16 protein-coding genes are annotated in these 22,863 nt (G+C 71.1%); 5 read left to right on the top strand and 11 right to left on the bottom strand.

The window, feature by feature from the left end:
- Positions 1–101: 101 nt before the first annotated feature.
- Positions 102–1,949, top strand: coding sequence for a DNA helicase RecQ (gene recQ, locus ACTOWY_RS41845; RefSeq protein ID WP_441315143.1), 1,848 nt, complete (start codon positions 102–104; stop codon positions 1,947–1,949).
- A 9-nt stretch (positions 1,950–1,958) separates the two neighbouring features.
- Here recQ and ACTOWY_RS41840 read toward each other — a convergent pair whose 3' ends face one another.
- The gene (locus ACTOWY_RS41840; RefSeq protein ID WP_441315142.1) at positions 1,959–5,270 is read right to left on the bottom strand and encodes a GH92 family glycosyl hydrolase; all 3,312 of its coding nucleotides are present in this window, start codon (positions 5,268–5,270) and stop codon (positions 1,959–1,961) included.
- A gap of 291 nt (positions 5,271–5,561) precedes the next feature.
- On the opposite strand from ACTOWY_RS41840, the gene ACTOWY_RS41835 reads away from it, so the two are divergent.
- Positions 5,562–6,500 (top strand): endonuclease/exonuclease/phosphatase family protein, encoded by a 939-nt coding sequence (locus tag ACTOWY_RS41835; RefSeq protein WP_441315141.1) that lies wholly within the window; start codon positions 5,562–5,564, stop codon positions 6,498–6,500.
- Positions 6,501–6,543: 43 nt separating this feature from the next.
- Positions 6,544–7,131: a TetR/AcrR family transcriptional regulator gene (locus ACTOWY_RS41830; protein WP_441315140.1), complete on the top strand. Its 588-nt coding sequence runs from the start codon at positions 6,544–6,546 to the stop codon at positions 7,129–7,131.
- A gap of 178 nt (positions 7,132–7,309) precedes the next feature.
- On the opposite strand, the gene ACTOWY_RS41825 is transcribed toward ACTOWY_RS41830, so the two are convergent.
- From ACTOWY_RS41825 to ACTOWY_RS41790, 8 genes are read right to left on the bottom strand one after another with little or no spacing between them, the layout of a single operon-like run.
- Positions 7,310–8,686: a rhamnulokinase gene (locus ACTOWY_RS41825; protein WP_441315139.1), complete on the bottom strand. Its 1,377-nt coding sequence runs from the start codon at positions 8,684–8,686 to the stop codon at positions 7,310–7,312.
- Complete coding sequence (locus ACTOWY_RS41820) at positions 8,683–8,904, bottom strand: LuxR C-terminal-related transcriptional regulator (protein ID WP_185008067.1); 222 nt, start codon at positions 8,902–8,904, stop codon at positions 8,683–8,685. Before ACTOWY_RS41820 ends, ACTOWY_RS41825 begins: the two co-directional genes overlap by 4 nt.
- A gap of 38 nt (positions 8,905–8,942) precedes the next feature.
- A complete protein-coding gene (locus ACTOWY_RS41815) occupies positions 8,943–10,970 on the bottom strand; it encodes a bifunctional aldolase/short-chain dehydrogenase (protein WP_441315138.1) in 2,028 nt (675 codons plus the stop codon).
- A complete protein-coding gene (gene rhaI / locus ACTOWY_RS41810) occupies positions 10,967–12,139 on the bottom strand; it encodes an L-rhamnose isomerase (protein ID WP_441315137.1) in 1,173 nt (390 codons plus the stop codon). Before rhaI ends, ACTOWY_RS41815 begins: the two co-directional genes overlap by 4 nt.
- A 16-nt stretch (positions 12,140–12,155) precedes the next feature.
- Positions 12,156–13,217 carry a rhamnose ABC transporter substrate-binding protein gene (gene rhaS / locus ACTOWY_RS41805; RefSeq protein WP_441315136.1) on the bottom strand — a complete coding sequence of 354 codons (1,062 nt, stop codon included), beginning with the start codon at positions 13,215–13,217 and terminating at the stop codon, positions 12,156–12,158.
- Complete coding sequence (locus tag ACTOWY_RS41800) at positions 13,214–14,140, bottom strand: ABC transporter permease (protein WP_441315135.1); 927 nt, start codon at positions 14,138–14,140, stop codon at positions 13,214–13,216. The genes rhaS and ACTOWY_RS41800 overlap by 4 nt, the downstream gene beginning before the upstream one ends.
- A complete protein-coding gene (locus ACTOWY_RS41795) occupies positions 14,137–15,129 on the bottom strand; it encodes an ABC transporter permease (RefSeq protein WP_441315134.1) in 993 nt (330 codons plus the stop codon). The genes ACTOWY_RS41800 and ACTOWY_RS41795 overlap by 4 nt, the downstream gene beginning before the upstream one ends.
- Positions 15,126–16,640 (bottom strand): sugar ABC transporter ATP-binding protein, encoded by a 1,515-nt coding sequence (locus tag ACTOWY_RS41790; protein ID WP_441315133.1) that lies wholly within the window; start codon positions 16,638–16,640, stop codon positions 15,126–15,128. Before ACTOWY_RS41790 ends, ACTOWY_RS41795 begins: the two co-directional genes overlap by 4 nt.
- Positions 16,641–16,800: 160 nt before the next feature.
- Here ACTOWY_RS41790 and ACTOWY_RS41785 point away from each other — a divergent pair, with 160 nt between their 5' ends.
- Complete coding sequence (locus ACTOWY_RS41785; RefSeq protein ID WP_441315132.1) at positions 16,801–17,811, top strand: LacI family DNA-binding transcriptional regulator; 1,011 nt, start codon at positions 16,801–16,803, stop codon at positions 17,809–17,811.
- Between the two features lie 2 nt (positions 17,812–17,813).
- Here ACTOWY_RS41785 and ACTOWY_RS41780 read toward each other — a convergent pair whose 3' ends face one another.
- On the bottom strand, positions 17,814–19,025 hold the full coding sequence (locus tag ACTOWY_RS41780; RefSeq protein ID WP_441315131.1) for a PucR family transcriptional regulator: 1,212 nt from the start codon (positions 19,023–19,025) through the stop codon (positions 17,814–17,816).
- Between the two features lie 210 nt (positions 19,026–19,235).
- Here ACTOWY_RS41780 and ACTOWY_RS41775 point away from each other — a divergent pair, with 210 nt between their 5' ends.
- A complete protein-coding gene (locus ACTOWY_RS41775) occupies positions 19,236–19,550 on the top strand; it encodes a hypothetical protein (protein ID WP_441315130.1) in 315 nt (104 codons plus the stop codon).
- Here the strand turns inward: ACTOWY_RS41775 and ACTOWY_RS41770 are convergent.
- Positions 19,547–22,723, bottom strand: a complete 3,177-nt coding sequence (locus ACTOWY_RS41770; protein WP_441315129.1) for a family 78 glycoside hydrolase catalytic domain — start codon at positions 22,721–22,723, stop codon at positions 19,547–19,549. The genes ACTOWY_RS41775 and ACTOWY_RS41770 overlap by 4 nt on opposite strands.
- Between the last annotated feature and the right edge of the window lie 140 nt (positions 22,724–22,863).

Here is a 22,863-nt window from a genome sequence, read left to right as displayed (position 1 = left end):
GGGTGGCCGCCGGAAAGCTCACCGTCGGTCACCGGCCCGGCCCACCCGTTCGGAACGCGGTGCGGCACAGCGTGTCGGCGGGTGTCGGTAATCTCGGCCCCGTGACTTCGACGGAAGCCGGATCGGACGTGACGGACGCGACGCAGGTACTGCGCCGTGTCTTCGGTTACGACTCGTTCCGCGGCGAGCAGCAGGCGATCATCGAGCATGTCGTCGCGGGCGGCGACGCGCTCGTGCTCATGCCCACCGGCGGCGGAAAGTCGTTGTGCTACCAGATTCCCGCCCTGGTGCGGCCCGGCGTCGGCGTGGTGGTGTCGCCGCTGATCGCGCTGATGCAGGACCAGGTGGACGCGCTGACCGCGGCCGGGGTGCGGGCCGGGTTCCTCAACTCCACCCAGCTGCCCGACGAGCGGCAGCTCGTGGAGTCGTTGTTCCTGGCCGGGGAGCTGGATCTGCTCTACCTGGCGCCGGAACGGCTGCGGATGGAGTCGACCCTGCGGCTGCTGGACCGCGGCCGGGTGTCCTTGTTCGCCATCGACGAGGCGCACTGCGTGTCCCAGTGGGGGCACGACTTCCGGCCGGAATACCTGAATCTGTCCCAGCTGCACGAGCGCTGGCCGGATGTGCCGCGGATCGCGCTGACCGCCACCGCCACCGAGGCCACCCACACTGAGATCGCCACCCGGTTGAACCTGACCGAGGCCAGGCATTTCGTGGCCAGCTTCGACCGGCCCAACATCCAGTACCGCATCGTCGGCAAGAACGATCCCAAGCGGCAGCTGCTGGACCTGCTGGGCACCGAGCACAAGGGCGACGCGGGCATCGTCTACTGCCTGTCCAGGGCGTCGGTGGACAAGACCGCGGAGTTCCTCTCCGCCAACGGTTTCGAGGCGGTGCCCTACCACGCGGGGCTGGACTCGGGCACCAGGGCGCGCAACCAGGCCCGGTTCCTGCGCGAGGACGGGCTGATCGTGGTGGCCACCATCGCCTTCGGTATGGGCATCGACAAGCCCGACGTGCGTTTCGTGGCCCACCTGGACCTGCCGAAGTCGGTGGAGGGCTACTACCAGGAGACCGGCCGCGCCGGGCGGGACGGGCTGCCGTCCACGGCCTGGCTGGCCTACGGGCTGCAGGACGTGGTGCAGCAGCGCAAGATGATCGACACCTCCGAGGGTGACGACGCGCACCGGCGCAAGCTGGGCCAGCACCTCAACGCGATGCTCGCGCTGTGCGAGACGGTGGAATGCCGCCGGGTGCAGCTGCTGAACTACTTCGGGCAGCAGGGGCAGCCGTGCGGCAACTGCGACACCTGCCTGAACCCGGCGGAGCCCTGGGACGGCACGGTGGCGGCGCAGAAGCTGCTGTCCACGGTCTACCGGCTCAAGCGCGAGCGGAACCAGAAGTTCGGCGCCGGGCAGGTGGTGGACATCCTGCTCGGCAAGAAGACAGCCAAGATCATCGAGCACAACCACGACGCGCTGACCGTCTTCGGCATCGGGGCCGATCTGCGGGAGCAGGAGTGGCGGGCGGTGGTCCGGCAGCTGCTGGCGCAGGGCCTGCTGGCGGTGGAGGGCGATTACGGCACGCTGGTGCTCACCGAGGCCAGCGCGCAGGTGCTCAGCCGTCAGCGCGAGGTGCTGCTGCGGCGCGAGCCGGAGCGGCCGGTGAGCAAATCCAGTCAGGCCAAGGCGAAGAAGGCCGCGGTGGTGGCGGATCTGTCACCGGAGGCGACGGCGTTGTTCGAGCAGCTGCGCGCCTGGCGGGGCGCGGTGGCCAAGGAGATCGCCAAGCCTGCCTACGTGATCTTCCACGACGCCACGCTGCGCACCATCGCCACCGAGCGCCCGGCCACCCTGGCTGCGCTCGGCGGCATCAGCGGTATCGGCGAGGCGAAGCTGGAGGCCTACGGCCAGCAGGTGCTCGACGTCCTGCACGGAGGCGCCGAATGAGGTTATGACTCAGGACAGGGTGAGCGCGTACAACTCAATACGCGGATCGTTGGGCAGGGTGATGGAGCGGATCGCCTTGGCCGGATCCAGCGGCACGGTCTGGCCGAACAGCCTGACCGGCGGGCCGTCGATCCCGGTGCCCGCCTTGATCCGGTGTGGCATCTCCAGCAGCACGGTGGTGCCTGCCGGGGTCGAGCCCGCCCAGTCGCCGACGACGACCGCGGCCTCGACAGTGGCGCCGTCGGCGTAGCGGATGGTCAGTGGCGCGGTGACCGGGCCGTTGTGGCTGGCGGAGACCAGTTTCAGGCTGCTATGCCTGCCTTCGGGCAGCAGCAGGGACTGGCCGCGGGACTCGACGAAGTTGGGCTTGGTCCCGCTGGGATCCGGGGCGGCGTAGGTGGTGGCCGCCCAGGTGACCGGGCCGGGTGCCGGCAGCAGGGCAGCGTCGTAACTCCAGCCACCGCCGTCGAAGTCGCCCTCGGCGGAGGCGGTCACGGTGGCGGTGCCGTCGTGCTCGGCCACGGTGGCCAGGTTCACCGCGCACTGGGTGCCGCTGGTGCTCGCGCAGGTGGCGGCGGTGCGCAGTTCGACGGTGAGTTCGCGGATGACCTTGTTGCCGTCCAGGGCCTCCGCCCGCACCAGCACCGGGTACTTGCCGGCCGGCGTGCCAGCCGGGACGGTGAGGGCCAGTGGCACGGTCTGCTGGGTCGGCAGCCGCTGGGAGCGCAACAGGATCGGCGCCTGCGGGCCGTCGAGCCGCCAGCCCGCCGGGGCGGTGGTCCGGATCTGGGCGGCCAGGACGCCCGGGGACTGGCCCAGCACGTCCAGCGGCAGGGTGGCCTGTTGCGGGCTCGCCGAGGTGGGCAGCACCGCGGTGGGCTGGCGCAGGGACGCGTCGAGGTGGTGGCGCGGGTCGGCTGCCGAGCGGTTGATCGACGGCGGCTCGTCCTGGCGGCCGGTGCCCCACTGCGACGGGGTGCTGCCCAGGGTGTGCGCCAGGGTCCCGCCGCGGGCGAGGTCGGCCCAGGACAGCCAGGTCCGGGTGACCGGCCGGTTGTCCAGCGACACCCGTTGCACGTAACGGTTCGCATCGCTCGCGCCGGGCGCGGTGACGGTGAGCGTGCCGCCCTGGCGGCCGCCCCAGTCGCCGATGCGCACGGTCGCGGTCGGGAACTGCGGACTGGACAGGGCGAGGAAGTTGGCGCCGCTCATGGTCGGGTACAGCCCGAGAGAGGAGAAGACATACCAGGCTGACATGGTGCCCAGGTCGTCGTTGCCGGTCATGCCGTCCGGGCCGGTGGTGAACAGGGTCATGGCGGCGCGGACCACGGTCGCGGTCTTGGCGGGCGCGCCTGCCCACAGGTACATGTAGGGCGCGTGCAGGTCGGGTTCGTTGTTCGGGTTGTAGGTGGGTTTGCCGTAGTAGTCGTAGGGATCGGTGATCCAGTCCTTGCGCGCGGTGCCCGCCGGGTCGCGCAGCAGCTTGTCGTAGGCGAAGAAGCGGTCCAGTCGCGCTTCGGTGGCCTTGCGGCCGCCCATCAACTCGACCAGTCCGGCCGGGTCCTGGGGTACCAGCCACTGGTACTGGTGGGCGCCGCCCTCGTGGAACTGGTGCCCGGCGCCGACCGGGTCATACGGGGTGACCCAGGTGCCGTCCTTGGTGCGCGGGCGGAACTGGCTGATGCCCTTGTCCCACAGGTTGCGGTACCACTGGCCGCGTTCGCCGAACATCCGCGCGTCGGCGCGTTCGCCGAGGGCGTCGGCGAGCAGGGCCAGCGAGGCATCGGCGGCCGCGTACTCCATGGTCGCCGAGGCCGGGTGCACGCAGTCGTTGTCGCCGCCCTTGTGCGCACAGTCGACGCCGAGTTTGAGACCGGAGGGGATGTAGCCACGCTTGTTGTAGTAGTCAACGCCGGACCGTCCATTGTAGACGGAGTTGGCCGGCGGGGTGGCGGTGGCGTTCTTGCGCAGCAAGGTGTACGCCTCGCGTTCGTGCCCGGCGAGCAGGCCCTTGGACCACGCCTCGACCAGGAACGGGGTGACCGGGTCACCGGTCATGATGTTGGTCTCGCTGTTGGCCAGCGCCCAGCGCGGCAGCCAGCCGCCGTCCCGGCCCGCGGCCAGCACGGACAGCGCGACATCCCTGGCCACCTGGGGTTCCAGCATTTCCAGCAGCTGGTTCTGCGGGCGGTAGGTGTCCCACAGGGACAGGTTCTGGTACGGGGTGAAGTCGGTGGCGGTGCGCACCTTGTCGTCGAAGCCGAGGTACTTGCCGTCGACGTCGCCTGCCAGGTTGGGGTGCAGCAGGGAGTGGTAGAGCGCGGTGTAGAAGGCGGTCTGCCGTTCGGTGCTGCCGCCGCCGACGCTCACCGAGCGCAGCCGCTGCTGCCAGGCCTGGTGCAGCTTGGCGCGCACGGCGTCGAAGTCGTGCGCGGCGCCGGTCTCGGCGGTGAGGTTGCGGCGGGCGCCGTCCAGGCCGGTGTAGGACAGGCCGACCTTGACCACGACATCGCGGTCGGTGGCGGCGTCGAAGCTCACCCAGGCGCCGTTGCCGCCCGCGCCGGCGGCATCGCGGGTGTCCGGGCGTTTGGCGGTGCCGCGCCAGGTGCCGAACGCGCTGAACGGACGGTCGAAACTGGCCGTGAAGTAGACGGTGTGGTCATCCTTGCCCGCGCAGAACCCGCCAGCCCGGACCCGGCCCTCGATGGTCCGGTCACCGACGACGTGGATCTCCGAGTCGTGCACGCCCTGGTTGGCCTTGCCGGTGTTGAACAGCACGTTGGCCGCGGCGGTCGCCGGGAAGGTGTAGCGCTGCCAGCCGGTGCGCTCGGTCGCGGTCAGTTCGGCGTTGATCCCGTAGCGGGACAGCCCGACCCGGTAGTAGCCGGGGCTGGCCTGTTCGTCGGCGTGGGAGTACTTGGAGCGGTAGCCGGTGTGCTCGACCGAGTCGACCGGCCCGGTGGTGGGCATGATCGGCAGTTCACCGGCCACCCCGCAGCCGACCCCGGAGAGGTGAGTCTGGCTGAACCCGTGGATCTGGTCCTGCTTGTAGTCGTAGCCGCCCTGGCCGCCGGTGTCCGGGCTGACCTGGACCATGCCGAAGGGCGCGCTGGCCCCGGGAAAGGTGTTGCCGAAGTTCTGGGTGCCGACGAACGGGTTGACCAGCGTGGTCGGGTCGGCCACCGGTTGCGCGGAGGCGGTCGCGGGCGCGAACAGCCCGCCGGCCAGCAACGCCACGGCCAGCGCGGGCGCGAGTGAGCGCGTCCGGGCGGGTGCGGGCTTCCTGGCGTGCGCGACGGTTCTGCCGGGAGATGGTGACAAGGTTCCGCCCCCTCGCTGACAACGTTGTCGGAGTCAGAGCGACCATGCCACGGAGGGCCGACCCACGAAAAGGGCCTGTCCGGGGAACTGTCCGATTTTGGCCCTGACTGCCGGAACCCAGCGCTGGGCCGGGGGGCGGGGACTGGCAGGAGGCGCGACGGGCGACGGCGATCCGAGGCGGGCGGGCGGGCGACCCGCGGCGTGCGGCGGGCGGGCGGCGGGCGGCGGGCGGCAATCCTCGGCGGGCGGCCGTTGAGTGGCTGGTCGGGGTACTCGGGCAGACTGGCGGGCATGACCGTTGTTGATGTTCGGCCGCGGCGGCGGGTGCTGGCTTGGCTGGGCTGGGCAGGGCTGGCGCCGGTGACGTTGCTCGTCGTGGTCCGGGTCACGGGGCTGGATGACGGGAATGTGCTGGCGTTGCCGATGGCGGGGTTGCCGTTGGTGGCGGTGGGGACCGTGCTGGTCGCGGTGGTGCTGGGGGTATTGCGGTTGCGGGCGGCCTGGCTGGCCGCGGTGCTGGCGTTGGTGCAGGTGGTGGTGATCATGCCGCGGTTTGTCGCCACGGGGGGCGAGGCCGGGCCGGTGCGGTTGCGGGTGGGGACGGTGAACAGCCTGGTGGGGCGGGTGGACGCGCGGGCGTTGGTGGAACTGGTGCGGACGCAGCGGCTGGATGTGCTCGCGGTGCAGGAACTGCCCTCGGCGGGAGTGCGGGCGCTGGCGGCGGCGGGGATCGATTCCGTGTTGCCGCATCAGGAGTTGCGGCCGGAGGCGGACACCTCGCTGTACTCGCGGTTGCCGTTGAGCGCCGGTGGGTTGCTGGCCGCGCCTACCGAGTGGCCGCAGACGGTGGCCAGGGTCGAGGTGGGTGGGCGGTCGATCCAGTTCGTGGGGGTGCACACGTTCTGGCCGGTGGGGGATCCGGTGCGGTGGGCGCGGGATCTGGACTCGTTGCGGTCGGTGGCGGGGCGGGATGTGGTGATGCTGGGCGATTTCAACGCGACGCTGGATCACGCCTCGTTCCGCAGGCTGTTATCGGCGGGGATGGTGGACACGCACGCGGAGTTGGGGCGGGGGTGGGCGCCGACCTGGCCTGCTGATGGCTGGGCGCCGCCGGTGGTGGAACTGGATCATGTGTTGCACGGGGCGGGGCTGACCGGGGTCTCGGTGGCCGAGCACAGCCTGGGCGGGACGGATCACCGCATGGTGGTGGCCGAGCTGGCCCTAGCCTGACCTGCGCGGAGTACAGTATCGGCTGGTACGGAAGGAGGCTGGGATGGCGATCGGGCGACCCCGGGAATTCGACGTCGACCAGGCCCTGGACCGGGCGCTGGAGGTCTTCTGGCGGCATGGCTACGAGGGCGCGGCCATGTCCGATCTCACCGCGGCCATGGGCATCAACCGGCCGAGCCTGTACGCGGCCTACGGCAACAAGGAATCGCTGTTCCGCAAGGCGTTGGAGCGCTACACCACCGGTCCCGCGCGGCACGTGTCCGAGGCGCTGGCCGAGCCGACCGCGCGGGCCACGGCCGAGCGGCTGCTCTACGGCACGGTGGACGCGGTGACCGCGGACGGGTGCCCGCGCGGCTGCCTGGTGGTGCAGGGCGCGCTGGTCACCGGGAATGGCGCGGACGGGGTGCGGGCGGAGATCTCGGCGCACCGGATGGCGGTGGAGGTTCAGCTGCGGGAGCGGTTCGAGCGGGCCCAGGCCGAGGGGGATCTGCCCGGGTCGGCGAGTGCGGCGGAGTTGGCGCGGCTGGTGATGGTGGTCAGCCAGGGGATGTCGGTGCACGCGGCGGATGGGGTGGGGCGCGCGGAACTGCGCCGGGTGGTGGAGATGGTGCTGGCGAACTTCCCGCGGTAGGTGGGGAGGGGTGGGCGCCGAGGGTGAGCCGGGCTGGTCGTGGAGGGGCATCGCGGCGACTGGCTTCGGGGTGAGGACCGGCCGGGGCGTGCGGCGGGCGGGGCGTTTCCGGGCTGGTGGGCCCATCGTGGCAGTCGGGCCGGGGGCGCTGCGCGACTGGCCGGGCTCGTCGCGGTTTCTAGCGGGGCGTGTACTGGGTCAGGGTGGTGCTGGTGCGAACCAGGTCGCGGAGTTCGGGCAGGGTTTGGTCGGTGCGGAGTTGGACCAGGGCGTTGCCCAGGGCGGCTGCTTCCACCGGGCCTGCGATGACCGGGAGCCGGCAGGCGTTGGCGGTGAGTTGGCAGAGCAGTTCGTTGGCCGCGCCGCCGCCGACCAGGTGCACGACCTCCACCCGCGCGCCGGAGAGTTGGGCGGCTTCGGTGATGGTGTGGTGGAAGGCGTTGGCCAGGCTGTCCAGGATGCAGCGAACCAGGTGGGGGCGGGTGTGCGGGACTGGCTGGTCGTGGGTGGCGCACCACTGGCGGATGCGGGTGGGCATGTCGCCTGGGGGTAGGAAGATCGGGTCGTCTGGGTTGATCAGGGTGTGGGTGGGCAGGTCGGCCGCCGCCTTGAGCAGGGGGGTCAGCTCGGATTGGGCGTTCCAGGTGCGGAGGCATTCCTGGAGTAGCCAGAGGCCCATGTTGTTGCGTAGGTAGCGGATGGTGCCGTCGAGGCCGCGTTCGTTGGTGAAGTTGGCTTCGCGGCTGGCGGGGGTGAGGACGGGATGGTCCAGTTCTACGCCGGCCAGGGCCCAGGTGCCGCAGGAGATGTAGGCGAAGTGGCGGGTTTGGGTGGGGATGGCGGCGATGGCGGAGGCGGTGTCGTGGCTGGCGACCCTGGTGACCGGGATGGGGTGGGGGAAGCCGAGGTCGGGTTTCAGGCTGCCCGCTGGGGTTCCTGGGTCGCGCAGTGGGGGGAAGATGTGGGGTGGGATGCCCAGGTCTGCCATCAGGGCGGTCAGCCACTGTCCACTGTGGACGTCCAGGAGCTGGGTGGTGGAGGCGTTGGTGCGTTCGGCGGCGCGGTCGCCGGTGAGCCAGTAGGTGAGCAGGTCCGGGATCAGCAGCAGGCAGTCCGCCGCGGGCAGGCGCGGTCCGTCTACTTCGGACATCAACTGGAAGAGGGTGTTGATGCGCAGGAGTTGCAGGCCGGTGTGGGTGTAGAGCTGGTCGGGTGGGATCTTGGCGAGTACCCGGTCCAGCTGGCCCTCGGTGCGGTGGTCGCGGTAGTGCACGGGCAGGCCGAGCAGGCCGCCGTCTGGCGCGAGCAGCGCGTAGTCCACGGCCCAGGAGTCGATTCCGATGCTGTGCACGGGATTTCCGTCGGCGGTGAGTTCGCGCAGGCCGTGCAGCACGCCTTGGTGGAGCTGGACCGGGTCCCAGTGCAGGGTGCCAGCCAGGGTGACGGGGGTGTTGGCGAAACGGTGGACCTCGGTGAGGGTCAGCCCGCCCGAGCCGGCCTCAACCGACATCACCCGGCCGCTGGAGGCGCCGAGGTCCACCGCCGCGACCCTCACACGAGGCCCCGGCGTACCGCCCATACGATCACCTGGATGGAGCTGGAGAAGCCGAGCTGGTTGCACATCGCGCGGGTGCGCCTGCGCACGGTGCGCTCGGACAGTTCCAGCCTGCGGGCGACCGCGTCGATCGGCAGTCCGGTCGAGAGCAGCCGGAGCAGGGTGACCTCCTCGTCACTGAGCACGGCGTGGTCTCGGATGTTGTCGGCTACCACCATGGTGGTCCCTCCTGGCGTTTCGTTGATCCTCTGGTAGCTCATCTCAGGAACGCCGCCGTCACTCCGCTGTCCACCGGTATGTGCACCCCGGTGGTGCGGCTGAGTTCGCCCGCGGTCAGCACATAGACCGCGGCCGCGACGTGTTCCGGCAACACCTCTGCCTTGAGCAGGGTGCGTTGCGCGTAGTAGCTCCCCAGTTCGGTTTCCGGAACGCCGTACACGGCGGCGCGTTGCGCGCCCCAGCCGCCGGCGAAGATCCCGGAACCGCGGACCACCCCGTCCGGGTTGATCCCGTTCACCCTGATGCCGTGCTCCCCCAGTTCCGCCGCGAGCAGGCGGACCTGATGTGCCTGGTCGGCTTTTGCCGCACCGTAGGCGATGTTGTTCGGACCGGCGAAAACGCCGTTCTTGCTGGCGATGTAGACGATGTCGCCGCCGAGGCCCTGCCGGGTCATGGTGCGGGCCGCGGTCCTGGCGACCAGGAACGAGCCCCTGGACATCACCCGGTGCTGGATGTCCCAGTCGGCGTCGGTGGTCTCGGTCAGCGGTTTGGAGATGGACAGTCCGGCGTTGCTGACCACCAGGTCGACCCCGCCGAAAGCCAGGCAGGCCTTGGCGAACGCGGCCTCGACCGAGGCTGAGTCGGTGACGTCGGCGACGACCGCCGCGGCGATGTCGGGGCCGCCGATCTCCGTGGCCGCGGCCGCCGCCTTGGCACCGTCCACATCGGACACGATGACGCAGGCGCCCTCGGCGGCCAGCCGGGTGGCGGTGGCCTTGCCGATGCCGGAGGCCGCGCCGGTGACCAGCGCTACCCGGCCCGCCAAGGGTTTCGGCGCCGGGCGGCGGCGGAGTTTGGCCTCTTCCAGGTCCCAGTACTCGATGCGGAACTTCTCCGCCTCCGGGATGGGCTGGTAGCTGGAGAGGGCTTCGGCGCCGCGCATCACGTTGATGGCGTTGACATAGAACTCGGCGGCGACGCGGGCGGTCTGCTTGTCCGGGCCGTAGGAGAACATGCCGACGCCGGGCACCAGCACGATGGCCGGGTCCGCGCCGCGCATGGGCGGGGAGTCCGGGGTGGCGTGCCGGGTGTAGTAGGCGCGGTAGTCGTCGCGGTAGGCGGCGAACTCGGCGGCGGCGTTGGCCGGGTCGGTGAGCAGCAGGGGCCGGATCTTGGTGCGCAGGAAGTGATCCGGGCAGGAGGTGCCGAGCGCGGCCAGCGCGGGCAGGCGGTCCCGGCTGAGGAAGTCGAGCACCTCGGGGGTGTCGGTGAAGTGGCCGACCTGGTTGCGGCCGGTGTCGGTGCGGCTGGAGGTGGAGGCCAGGCCGCGCAGCAGCGGGGCCAGTTCCGCCGCCCTGGCAAGGCGTTCGGACTCGGGCAGCGGTGTCCACTCCGGACGTACGGTGCCGAATGGTTCGGGTCGGCCGCGGTCCTCGATGAACTCCTGGGCGCGGCGGATGATCTCCAGGGAGTGTGCCTGGCACTGCGCGGAATCCTTGCCCCAGGCGGTGATGCCGTGGCCGCCGAGGATGACGCCGATGGCGTCGGGGTGCTCGCGGTGGATCGCGGCGATGTCCAGGCCGAGCTGGAAACCGGGCCGCCGCCAGGGCACCCAGGCCACCCGGCCGCCGAAGCACTCGCGGACCAGGGCCGCTCCCCCGGCGGCGGTGGCCAGCGCGATCCCGGCGTCCGGGTGCAGGTGGTCCACGTGCGGGGCGTTCACCAGGCCGTGCATGGCGGTGTCGATGGACGGGGCCGCGCCGCCCTTGCCGTGCAGGCAGAAGTCGAAGGCGGCGACCATCTCGTCCTCGCGTTCGACCCCAGGGTAGACCTGGGTCAGGGCCCGCAGGCGGTCCAGGCGGAGCACGGCCAGGCCCGACTCGGTGAGCGTGCCCAGATCACCGCCGGATCCCTTGACCCACAACAGTTCCACGTCGGTTCCGGTCACCGGGTCGACGGCGGTGGCCTTGGCGGAGGCGTTGCCGCCTGCATAGTTGGTGTTACGCGGGTCCGCGCCGAGCGCGTGGCCGCGGGCCAGCAGGGCGGTCACCTCGGGGTGGGTCACGCGCCCCACCCCAGTCCGCCGCCGATCCGCTCGGCCTCGATGTGCTCCTGGTACCCGCTGCGGTAGAACGCGCCCAGCGGGTCCGGGTCCAGGCCCTGGTCCTGACGGAGTTCGGCCAGCAGCGGGCGGACGTCGGTGCTGAAGGCGTCCATCACCACCGCGTGCGCGCCGAGCACATCGCCGTCGCGTTGTGCCTCCCGCAACGCGTCCCGGTCCACCAGCAGTGCCTTGGCGGTGGCCTCCTGCACGTTGAGGATGGAGCGGATCATCGCGGGCACGCTGGGTTCCAGGTTGTGGCACTGGTCGAGCATGAACTCGATGCCGCTGTCCGGGGCCAGGCCGCCCGCGCCGTGGATCTCGTGCAGGATGCGGAAGAGCTGGAACGGGTCGGCCGCGCCGACCATGAGGTCGTCGTCGGCGTAGTTGCGGCTGTTGAAGTGGAAGCCGCCGAGTCGCCGCTCGCGCAGCAGCACGGCCACCAGGAACTCGATGTTGGTGCCGGGCGCGTGGTGACCGGTGTCCACCAGCACCTGGGCCCGCTCGCCGAGCCGGAGGCAGTGCGCGAACGCGGTGCCCCAGTCGGGCACGTCCATGGTGTAGAAGTGCGGTTCGAAGAACTTGTACTCCAGCAACAGCCGCATGTCCGCGGGCATGGCCGCGTACACCTGCGCCAGGCCCGCGGCGAGGCGGTCCTGGCGGGCGCGGATATCGTCCTGGCCGAGGTAGTTGGTGCCGTCGGCCAGCCACACCGAGAGCACGCTGGAGCCGGTCTGCCTGCCGATCTCCACGCATTCCAGCAGGTGGTCCACTGCTTTGGCGCGAATGGCGGAGTCCGGGTGGCAGATGCTGCCGAGCTTGTACTCGTTGTCCTGGAAGACGTTCGGGTTGATCGCGCCGAGCCGGATGCCGCAGCTCGCGGCGTAGCGGGCCAGCGCCGGGTAGTCCTCGACCCGGTCCCAGGGGATGTGCAGGGCGATGCTGGGGGCGACGCCGGTGAACTCGTGCACGCAGGCCGCGTCGTCGATCTTCTCCTCCGGCGTGCGCGGCACCCCGGCCTTGGCGAAGACCTTGAACCGGGTGCCGGAGTTGCCGTAGGCCCAGGAGGGGGTTTCGATCCGCTGGGCGCGCAGCACGCGTTTGGCGTTGTGCCGCAAGGTGTTCTCACTCATGGTCGGCTCCCCCCTCTCAGAAGTCGAAGCGGTCGACGTTGTCCGTGGTGAAGACCGTCGGTGGCCCCAGTACGATCTCACCCGATTGGCCGATCGTGTACTCGCCGAGGCTGCCCGCGGCGAACTTCTGCCCTTGTGAACCAGTCACCCTGCCCGAAGCGAGCGCCGCCGCGGCCTGGGTGGCGAGGTAGCCGAGTTTGGCCGGTTCCCACAGTGCGAAGGACTTCACCGTGCCGTTCTTGACGAAGGCCCGCAGCTGGTTCGGCGTGCCCAGGCCGGTGAGCGCGACTTTGCCCTGGTAGGCCGAGGAACTGAGGTAGCGGGCCGCGGCGGCGATGCCGACCGTGGTGGGCGAGATGATGCCCTTGAGGTTGGGGTGCGCGGCCAGCAGGGCCTGGGTTTTCTGGAAGGAGGTCTGGTCGTCGTCGTTGCCGTAGGCGGTCTCGACCAGTTTCAGCTTGGCGTATCCCGGTTTCGCCAGTTCCTGTTTCATGATCTCGATCCAGGTGTTCTGGTTGGTGGCGTTGGCGGTGGCCGAGAGGATGGCGAACTCCCCTTCGCCGCCAATGGTTTCGGCGAGCAGTTCGATTTGTTTGACCGCGATGTCGGTGGAGTTGACCTGGTTCACGAACAGGTCGCGGGCGTCCGCGGCCACATCGGAATCGAGGGTGACCACCTTCATGCCCTGGGCGCGGGCGGTTTTCAGTGCGGGCGCGACCGCGTTGGGGTCGTTGGCGGCCAGCACCAGTGCGTCCTGGCGTTGCTGGGCGGCGGTGTTGATGTAGGTGACCTGGGAGGCGGCACTGGCGTCGGAGGGTCCGGTGGTCTTGACCTCGGCCTGGAGTTCCTTGCCCGCGTTCTCCGCGCCGCCGCGGACCACGGTGAAGTAGGGGTTGTTGACCTGCTTGGGCAAGTAGGTGATCTTGAGTCCGGTGCGCAGCGGGGCCTGCGGGTTGGCAGTGGTGGCGCTGCCGGTCGGGCCGCCGTTGCCGGTGGAGTTCTCCCGGGTGGTGCCGCCGCAGGCGCCGAGCAGCAACGCTCCACTGAGGACGGTCGCGAGCAAAACTGGTGGTCTCATGGGTCCTGCCTTCCGCGGAGAGGGGCGAGCACGCTCACCAGCAGCAGCAGGCCGGTGACGATGGTGAGGACTTCGGTGGGGACGTCGTTGAGGATGAGCACGTTGCGCAACGCGCCGAGCACAAGCACGCCGGCGATCACGCCGAACAGGGTGCCGCGGCCGCCGAAGATGGACACGCCGCCGAGTAGCACGGCGGCGACCACAGCGAGTTCCAGGCCGGTGCCGTTGTCCGCGCGGGCACTGGAGAAACGCAGGGTGTAGACGATTCCGGCCAGGGCGGCGACCGCGCCGGCCAGGGTGAAGGCGAGGAACTTGACCTGGCGCACCCGGATGCCGGCGAACCGGGCGGCCTCGGCGTTGGCGCCGATGGCGAACACCGCGCGGCCGTAGGAACTCGCGTGCAGCAGCACCCCGAACACCACGGCCAGCAGCGCGAACAGCAGCATGGGCCAGGGAATTCCGGTGCCGGGCACCGGCTCGGTGCCAAAACTGCTGTAGCTGGGCGGGAAATCGGCGACGGCGGTGTCGCCGAGCAGGACCAGGGCCAGGCCGCGGTAGAGCGCGAGGGTGCCGATGGTGACGGCCAGGGAGGGCAATCCCAGTGCGGTGACCAGGAATCCGTTGACCGCGCCGCAGAGCGCGCCTGCCAGGATCACCACCGGCAGGATGGCTTCCAGGGGCCAGTTGGCCTGCCACAGCACGCCGATCAGCGCGCTGGACAGGCCGAGCACCGAGGCCACCGACAGGTCGATCTCGCCAGCGACCACGACAATGGTGAGCGGCAACGCGATCAGCGCGATCTCGCCGATGTCCAGGCCGAGGTAGAACAGGTTCTGGCTCGATCGGAAGCCGCTGCCCGCGCTCAGCGCGATGACCAGCAGCACGAACACGAGCGCGGTTTCCCAGCGCAGCAGGGTTTTCACCCGGTCACCTCCGTCGGGCGGCGGGCGGCGCGGCGTAGCGCGGCGGCCAGCCGGAGGGCGAGCAGCCGGTCCACGGTGATCGCGGCCAGCAGCAGCGCGCCGGTGATCGCCTGCTGCCAGAACGCGGGCACGCCCAGCACGGCGAGCGAACTGGCGATGGTGCCCAGCAGCAGCGCGCCGAGCGCGGCCCCGTGCGCCGAGCCGGAGCCGCCGAAGATGGCCACCCCGCCGACCACCACCGCGGCCACCACCTGGAGTTCCAGGCCGGTGCCCGCGGCGGCGTCGACCGTGCCGTAGCGGGCGGTCCACAGCGCGCCGGCGAGGCCGGCGATCAGGCCCGAGGCCAGGAAGACGCCGAACACCCTGCGCCGCACCGGGATGCCGGCCAGCACCGCGGCCTCCGGGTGCGAGCCGATGGCGTACAGCTCGCGGCCGGAACGGTAGTTACGCAGGTAGTAGGCGGCGGCGAGGACCACGAGCAGGGTGAGCAGCACCAGGTTCGGCAGGCCGAGCAGGGTGCCGCCGCCGAAGCCGAGCAGGGCCTCGGGCAGGTCGCCCGCGTTGACCTGTTGTCCTTGCGCGATCAGGTAGTCCAGGCCGCGGAAGACGTAGAGCGTGCCCAGGGTGACCACCAGGCTGGGCACCCGGCCGAGCGCGACCACCGCGCCGTTGACCGCGCCGCAGACCAGGCCGATGCCCAGTCCCAGCAACAGGATCAGCGGGAACGGCAGGTCAGGGTTGGCCGCGGCGGTGCTCGCGGTGAGGAAGGCGGACAGGCCGAGCACCGAGCCGACGGACAGGTCGACGTTGCGGGTGAGCACCACCGCGGTCTGCCCGACCGCGAGCAGCGCGATCAGCGCGGCGTTCAGCAGCAGGTCCTGGATGCTGTGCCCGGCAAGGAAACGCGGGTTCACCAGGGCGGTGCCGAGCAGCACGACGAGCAGGGTGGCGAGGATGCCGAGTTCGCGGAACCGGGCCAGTGCGCTCATGCCGGGACCGCCTGTCCGGTGGCGGCGAGCGCGATGTTCTCCTCGGTGGCGCGTTCGCCGCGGAGTTCGGCGGCCAGCCTGCCCTCGTGCATGACCAGCACCCGGTCGGCCAGGCCGAGCACCTCGGGCAGTTCGGAGGAGATCATCAGGATGGCCACGCCTTCGGCCGCGAGTTCGCCGAGCAGCCGGTGCACCTCGGCCTTGGCGCCGATGTCCACACCCCGGGTGGGTTCATCCACGATGAGCACTTTGGGCTTGCGGGACAACCACTTCGCGAGCACCACCTTCTGCTGGTTGCCGCCGGAGAGCCTGCCGACCGGATCGCCGAGCCGGGCGTATTTCAGCCGCAGTCGCAGTGCCCAGTCGGTGGCCAGCGCGGTTTCGGATCTGCGGCGGAGCAGGCCGCCGCGACTCAGCTCGGGCAGTGAGGCCAGCGCGATGTTGCGTTCGATCGAGGCGGCCAGTACCAGGCCCTGGGCCCGCCGATCCTCTGGCACAAAGCCGATCCCGGCGGTCATGGCGGCTCGCGGCGACCCCTGCCGCAACCGGCGGCCCTCGATCTGGACAGCGCCCGCGTCCGGCCGGTCGATGCCGAAGATCGCCCTGGCCACCTCGCTGCGCCCGGCGCCGACCAGTCCGGAGAGGGCGAGGATCTCGCCGGCGCGCAGCTCGAAGGAGATGTCGGTGAACACGCCCTCGCGGGTCAGCCGGTCGACCCGCAGCCGGACCTCGCCGACAACGTTGTCAGCTTGCGGGAAAAGGGCGGCGAGGTCGCGGCCGACCATCCGGCGGACCAGGTCGGCCGGGGTGACCCCGGTCAGTTCACCGGTCCACACCAGGCCGCCGTCGCGCAGCACGGTGGCGTCCTGGCAGAGCGCGAACACCTCGTCCAGGCGGTGCGAGACGAACAGCACCGCCACCTCCTGACGCAGCAACGCGCGGGTGACCTCGAACAGCCGGGCGACCTCGGCCGGGGACAGCGCGGCGGTCGGCTCGTCCATCACGATCACCCTGGCGGCGAAGGACAGCGCCTTGGCGATCTCCACCACCTGCTGGTCGGCGATGGACAGGCCACGGGCGGGCGCGGCCGGGTCCAGGGTCACGCCGAGGCGGGTGAACAGGTCTTTCGTCGCCTGATGCAGGGCGGGGTGGTCGATCCGGCGGCCGCGGCGGCGCGGCTGGCGGCCCATGAACACGTTCTCCGCCAGGGACAGATCCGGGAACAGCGCGGGTTCCTGGTGGATCACCGCGATCCCGGCGACCCGCGCGGCGGCCGGGTCGGCGAGGGTGGTGACCTGGCCGTCGACGAGCAGTTCGCCGCGGTCCGGCCGGTGCACGCCGCCGAGCACCTTGATCAACGTGGACTTGCCTGCCCCGTTCTCGCCGAGCAGCGCGTGCGCGCGGCCGGGGCGCAGTTCGAGCCCCGCGCCGGTGAGCGCGCGGACGGCGCCGAAGCTCTTCTCGATCCCGCGCAACGCGAGGACCGGCGGCCGATCAGACGACGATGTCACCCGGCAGCTCCCTTGTTCCTAGGCCCTGCCCCCGATCGGGATGAAACGTTTCAATCCTGCGGTGCCAGCCAGTTTGGGAGGGTTACAGTGCCCTGTCAAGGACAGCCGGAGGGGTTTTGATCCGGTGCACCCGGCCAGCCGAACGGAGCGAAGGCGGACCATGGGCCATTCGGTGAGCGTGCGTGAGGTGGCCGAGCTGGCCGGAGTCTCCCTGGGCACCGTGTCGAATGTGCTGAACTCGCCGGACCGGGTCGCCCCACGCACCAGGGAACGGGTGCTGGCCGCGATGAGCGAACTCGGCTTCGTGCGCAACGAGTCCGCCCGCCAGCTCCGGGCCGGGACCGGGCGAACGATCGGCCTGGTGGTCCTGGACGTCAGCAACCCGTTCTTCACCGACGTCGCCCGCGGCGTGGAGGAGGCCGCCACCGAGGCTGGCCACTCGGTCATCCTGTGCAACAGCGACTCCAACCCCGACCGCGAGCACCGGCACCTGGAAGTCCTTGCCCAGCAACGGGTGCACGGCGTGTTGATCACTCCCAGCCGGGACTCCCTGGCGGAGATCCGGCGGCTGCAGCAGCGCGGGGTGTCGGTGGTGCTGCTGGACCACCCGGCCCCGGCCAAGGACATCTGCTCAGTGGCGGTGGACGACCGGACCGGCGGCGCGCTGGCCATCAATCACCTGCTGGCGCAGGGATTCGCCCGGATCGTGATGGTCACCGGGGCGGCGCATGTGCGGCAGGCGGCGGAACGGCGCTTGGGCGCCTACGACGCGCTGGGCAAGGCCGGGCTCGCGGAGTCGGCGCTACAGGTGATCGAGGTGCCCTCGCTGACGGTGGCCGCCGGGTTGCGGGCCGGGGAGGAGATCCTGGCCCGGCCGGACCGGCCGCGGGCGGTGTTCTGCGCCAACGATTTGCTGGCGCTGGGGGTGTTGCAGGCGATGGTGCGCTCGGGGGTGCGGGTGCCGGATGAGCTGGCGATCGTCGGGTACGACGACATCGAGTTCGCCGCGGCCGCCGCGGTGCCGCTGACCTCGGTGCGCCAGCCCCGGCACCTGATCGGGCGGACGGCGGCGCAGCTGGTGATCGCGGAGACGTCGAGTCCTGGACAGCACGAGCATCAGCGGGTGTTCTTCACCCCGGAGCTGGTGGTGCGGGAGTCCAGTCGCGGCTGAACTCACCTGGGTGCGAAGTCGCGGACGGTCAGGGCTGCGGCCAGGATGCGGGCGCCCGCCGGATCGGCCGGGCTGTGGCCGGTGAGGGTGGCGATGCGGCGCAGCCGGTAGTTCAGGGTGTTGCGGTGGATGTGCAGTTCCGCGGCGCTGCGGTGCCGGTTGTGGCCGGTGTCCAGGAAGGTGCGCAGGGTCCACAGCAGGTCCTGGTGCGCGGTGAGCTGGTCCAGGATGCGGTGCAGGCGTTCCCGGCCGGGGCCCGGTCGGCAGAGCTGGTATTCCAGCAACACGTCGTCGAGCTGGTAGGCGCCGGGTGGGCGACCCAGCCGGGTGGCCAGGTCGGAGATGTCGGTGGCCTCGTCCACGGCGTGCGGGATCTCGGCCCGGCTGAGCGCGGTGGCCAGGCCGGTGAGCAGGGTGGTGCCCGCGGCCAGGTGCAGGCGTTCGGCCAGGGTCAGCGCGGCGGCGACCTGCCCGGGGATGTCCGGGTCGTCGGCGGGCAGGAGCAGGGTGCCGCCGGTGTGGTTGAAGGCGGCCAGGGCGTGCGCGGGGAGTTCGGCCTGCAGGCGGCGGACCAGGGCGCGGGCGGCCAGTTGCAGGTCGGCGCCGTCGGTGTGCGGGGGTGGGCCCAGGCGCAGGTGCAGGACCAGGTGGGTGTGCGCCAGGGCCAGGCCGAGGCGTTCGGCCAGGGGTTCGGCGGGCGCGCCGGTGAGCAGCGCGGTGACCAGGGCGCGGCGGGCCTCGCGGTGTTCGGCGTCCAGGACCTGTTGTTCGTGCAGGTAGGAGGCTGCCACGGCGGGCACGGCGACGCTGAGGTAATGGAACAGGCCGGGCACGCCGGCGAGGAGTTCGGGGATCTCGTCCGGTTCGGCGAGGGCGGCCATCGCTTCCCAGCCGACCTGGGCGGCGATGTGGTAGGTGCTCAGCACCACGTCCAGGGGCACGCCCTGCTGGGCCCGGCGGATGGCGGCGGCGATCTGCCCGGTCAGCTCATCGGGCCGGGGCGGGCGTTGTTCGCGCAGGCAGCGCAGGTAGAGGTGCAGGTTGAGCGCGATGGCCGCGCTGATCTCCTGGTTGACCAGTTGCGGCGGCAGCTGCTGGTAGCCGGCCGCCCTGGCGAAGAAGGCGGCCAGCACCTGCTCGGCGATCCGCGGGATCTGCTCCTCGGCCCGCCGGTACAGCGCCGCCCGTGGATCGGGCGCGGGTAAGTCCACCACCGCCTGAGCCTTGCCGACCGTTGCGGTAAGCGCAATCCACTCCCGGGGTGCTACCCAGGTAGGCAGCCGCACCAACGGTGACCGCCCGGATTGTGCAGCTGCCCAGCAGTCCTCCCCTGATCGAGCGATACGCGACTTCCGTTGCGGGCGCCGACGGCAGAATCGTGGGCTCCAGGCGGCGGGAGGACGATGGGACAGGATGACGGGGCCGTGCCGAAGTCAGTGGCCGAGTGCATGAAATTACTGCGGCGCAAGGGTTTTCGCCAGAGCTTGGTCCGGGACGAGGTGACCAGGACGGATGCGGTGATGTTCAACCGGGTGTGGCGCGGGGTGCGTGAGACCGTGCTGGCCTACTCCGAGTCCGAGGCGCTGGCCTACCGGGTGCGCACGGGTGACGCGGACGTGACGGATCCGTTCACGGTGGACCCCGATCAGCGGATGTGGCATCACGGCGGCGAGTTCCTGGATGTGGCCAGACAACTTCTCGCGCTGCCCCCGCCGCCGGGGCACAGCGCCTTCGGCTAGCCGGTGGTGAAGGTCCAGGTGCCGGAGCCGACCTCGTATTCCGCGTGGCGAGGGGTGACGCGGAGCCGGGTGGCGCCGGGTGGGGCGGTGATCTCACCGGGGGGCAGGTGGATCTCGGCGGTGGCGCCGACCGGGACGGTGGCGGTGAGGGTCAGGCCGGTAGCGGTCTTGGCCCAGCTGACCCCGGCCTGGCCGCGGACGGTGCTGATGCCAGTTCGGGCCCAGTCCACGCCGGTGCGGGCGTCCGGGCGGATCAGGATCCGTTCGTAGCCGTTGGACAGCGGGCGCAGGCCGCCGACGTTCTCGTAGAGCCACTGGGTGACGGTGCCCTGGAAGTAGTGGTTGCGGGAGCGGGAGTCCTTGTGCCACATCTCCCACATGGTGTCCGCGCCCTGGTCGATCCAGTAGCCCCAGCTCGGTTCGGTGCGCTGGGTGGCGATGGCGTGCGCGAGGTCGGCGTGGCCGTGTGCGGTGAGCACCGGCAGCAGCACGCTGGTGCCCAGGCAGCCGGTGTTGAGGTGGTTGCCGCGCCTGCGGATGTCGGCGGCCAGACTGTCCACAACGGACTGAATGGCCTCCGCTGGCACCAGGTCAAAGGCGAGGGGGATGGCGTTGCTGGTCTGCCGGTAGCCCTGGTCGCGGTCGCTGTTGTAGTGGCCGCCGCGCAGGAAGGTGCGGTTGAGGGTGTCCCTGGCCGCGGCGGCGACCGCCCGGTAGCGGGCCGCGATGTCCTGGTGCCCCAGCAGCTCCCCCAGTTCCGCGACGCCGATCAGCGCGCGGTGCAGGTAGGCGGTGGCGGTGAGGCGGTTGTCCTCGGGGGCCACGCCCCAGGGCGCGTCCGGGGACAGGAAGTCGCCGAGGGCGGTCAGCGCGAGGCCGTCGCGCATCCGGTTGATCTCCCAGTCCAGGTAGCCGGTGAGCGCGGGCCAGTGTTCGGCGGCCAGCCGGTCATCGCCGTACCAGCGGTGCATTTCCCTGGCCAGGAAAGGAAATACCGTGGTCCACTCGGGGGTGGGGGCGAGTTGCCGGTAGCCCCATTTGCCGCCGTTGGGCACGATCACCGGGACCTGGCCCGCGGTGTCCTGGGCGTCGGCCAGATCGCCCACCCATTTGGCGAAGAACCGTTGCATGCCAAAGGCATAGGCCATGCTGGGCGCGCCGACCTGGGCGTCGCCGGTCCAGCCGTTCTTCTCGTACTTGGGCGTGTCGGTGGGCAGCGCGTGCAGGTTGTTCACGATGGTGCGCCGCATCATCCGGTCCAGCTGCTCGAACATCGGTTCGCCGCACCGGAATTCGCTGACCTCGGGCACATCGCTGTGCACCAGCCTGCCGAGCACCTGCTCCGGTCGCGGGCCGGTGATCTCGACGTAGCGGAATCCCTTGTAGGAGAAGCGGGGTTCCCAGGTCTCCGCGCCAGTGCCCGCGGTGAGGTACTCGTCGCGTTGCTGGCGGAGGTCCTTGACGTGTTCGTTGACCGACTGCACGCTGCCGTCCGGGTTGAGTTTCTCCCCGTGCAGCAAGGAGATCCGGGTGCCTGCCGGGGCGCGGACGGTGATCTGGGTCCAGCCGGCCATGGTGCGGCCCATGTCGACGATGTGCACGCCGGGGCGCAGTTCGGTGATGCTCGCCGGGCGGATGGTCTCGGTGATCCGGATGGGTTCGTTGGGCTGGGCGCGCAGTTTTCCGGTGGGGGCGGGCACGATCCGGGCCGCGGTCCAGGGGCCGGGGGCGTGCCGGGCGTCGTGGGTTTCGCCGGAGTACAGGGAGTTCACCCGGGTGTGGCTGTCGGTGATCCGCCAGGTTCCGTCGGTGCCGATGGTGGTGCGGGCGCCGCCGGGGTGCTCGATCTCCAGCTGGGCCAGCAGTCTGGGCTCGCCGTGCCACTTGGCCAGGTGCCAGTCCCACACGTTGATCGTGGTGAGGCCGTAGAAGCCGCGGCCCAGGGTGACCTCGATCTGGTTGTCGCCCTGGCGGAGTTGCCCGGTGACGTCGTGCACGGCGTAGAGCACGGTCTTGTCGTAGCCGGTGAATCCCGGGTCCAGGACCTGGTCGCCGACCCGGCCGCCGTTGAGCTGGGCCTCGTAGTAGGCCAGGCCGCTGATGTAGAGGCGGGCCCGCAGGACCGGGCGGTCGAGGCGGAAGTCCTTGCGCAGCAACGGCGCCGGTAGCTGGGTGGCGGGCACGGCGACGTTGCGGCCCCACGGGCCTTCGCCGTAGCGGGCAAGCACGGTGGCGGCGGGCCAGGCGCTGTCGTCGTAGCCGGGGCTGGTCCAGCCGGGGTGCGCGGTGTCGGTGGCCCGCCAGCCGGGGCCGGTGCGCAGTTCGACGGTGCCGCCGTCGGCGAGTTCGACGATCAGGCGCAGCAGCAGACCGGCCGGGCCACCGCGGTTGGCGGCCTCGGCGGCCAGGGTCAGCGCGGACCCGGTGGCGCGCACCACCTCGGTGACGTCGACCAGGTGCGCGGCGGCCCAGGAGTTGCCGGAGGCCATGGCGGACAACACTTCCCGGCCGTGGAGGTGCACGGTGAGGTTGTCGTCGGCGGTGGCCACCAGGGTGGCCTTGCGGACTTCGCCGGGCAGGTCGAGGGTGGCGCGGAACCAGCGGGAGCCCAGTGGCGCGGTACTCAGCGTCCAGCCGGGGCCGCCGATCCAGGAGGCCGGGTCCACCCCGGGCGGCGGGGGCGGGGCGGTCGCGCCGATCCAGTCCGCGGCCCAGGGGCGGCCGAGCTGGCCGGTTTCCCACCAGGCCGGGGTGCTCCACGGCGAGGGCCGGTTGTCGCCGTCCCAGACCCGGACCCGCCAGTGGTAGCGGGTGCGCGGGCGCAGCGCCGGACCGGCGTAGCGGACGCCGAGGGTGCGGGCCGAGCGGACCGGTCCGCTGTCCCAGTGCGGGCGGCGGTCCTCGAACTGCCCAGGATCGGTGACCACCTGGACCTGGTAGGCGGTCTGGGTGGCGCCGTTGCGGTCGGCACGCAGGATCCAGGCCAGCCTGGGCACTTCGACGTCGGTGCCCAGGGGGTTGGTCGCGTACTCCACGGTGAGCCGGTCGATGGTCAACGCGCTCACGGCCGTGTCCTCCCCCGCCTCGGCGATCTCGCCACTCGACAGTGCCACCGCCGCCGCGCCCGCGCCAGCGCCGCGCAGGAAGTTCCGCCGGTTCACCCGCCTGGCCATGCCCGCCTCCCGTGACCCCGGCCGCTCGGTCCACAGTGGACAATGCTGGGCCGGTGCCGCCCGAACACGGACGATAGGGAGGCTGGTGCGCGGCAACAATCACGCTGACCGGTGTTGGTCAGCCGCGAACGGGTGAGCTT

The organism is Crossiella sp. CA198, assembly GCF_052078295.1.
In the GTDB taxonomy this organism is placed as follows: domain Bacteria; phylum Actinomycetota; class Actinomycetes; order Mycobacteriales; family Pseudonocardiaceae; genus Crossiella.
This window is presented reverse-complemented; position numbering and strand designations above follow the sequence as displayed.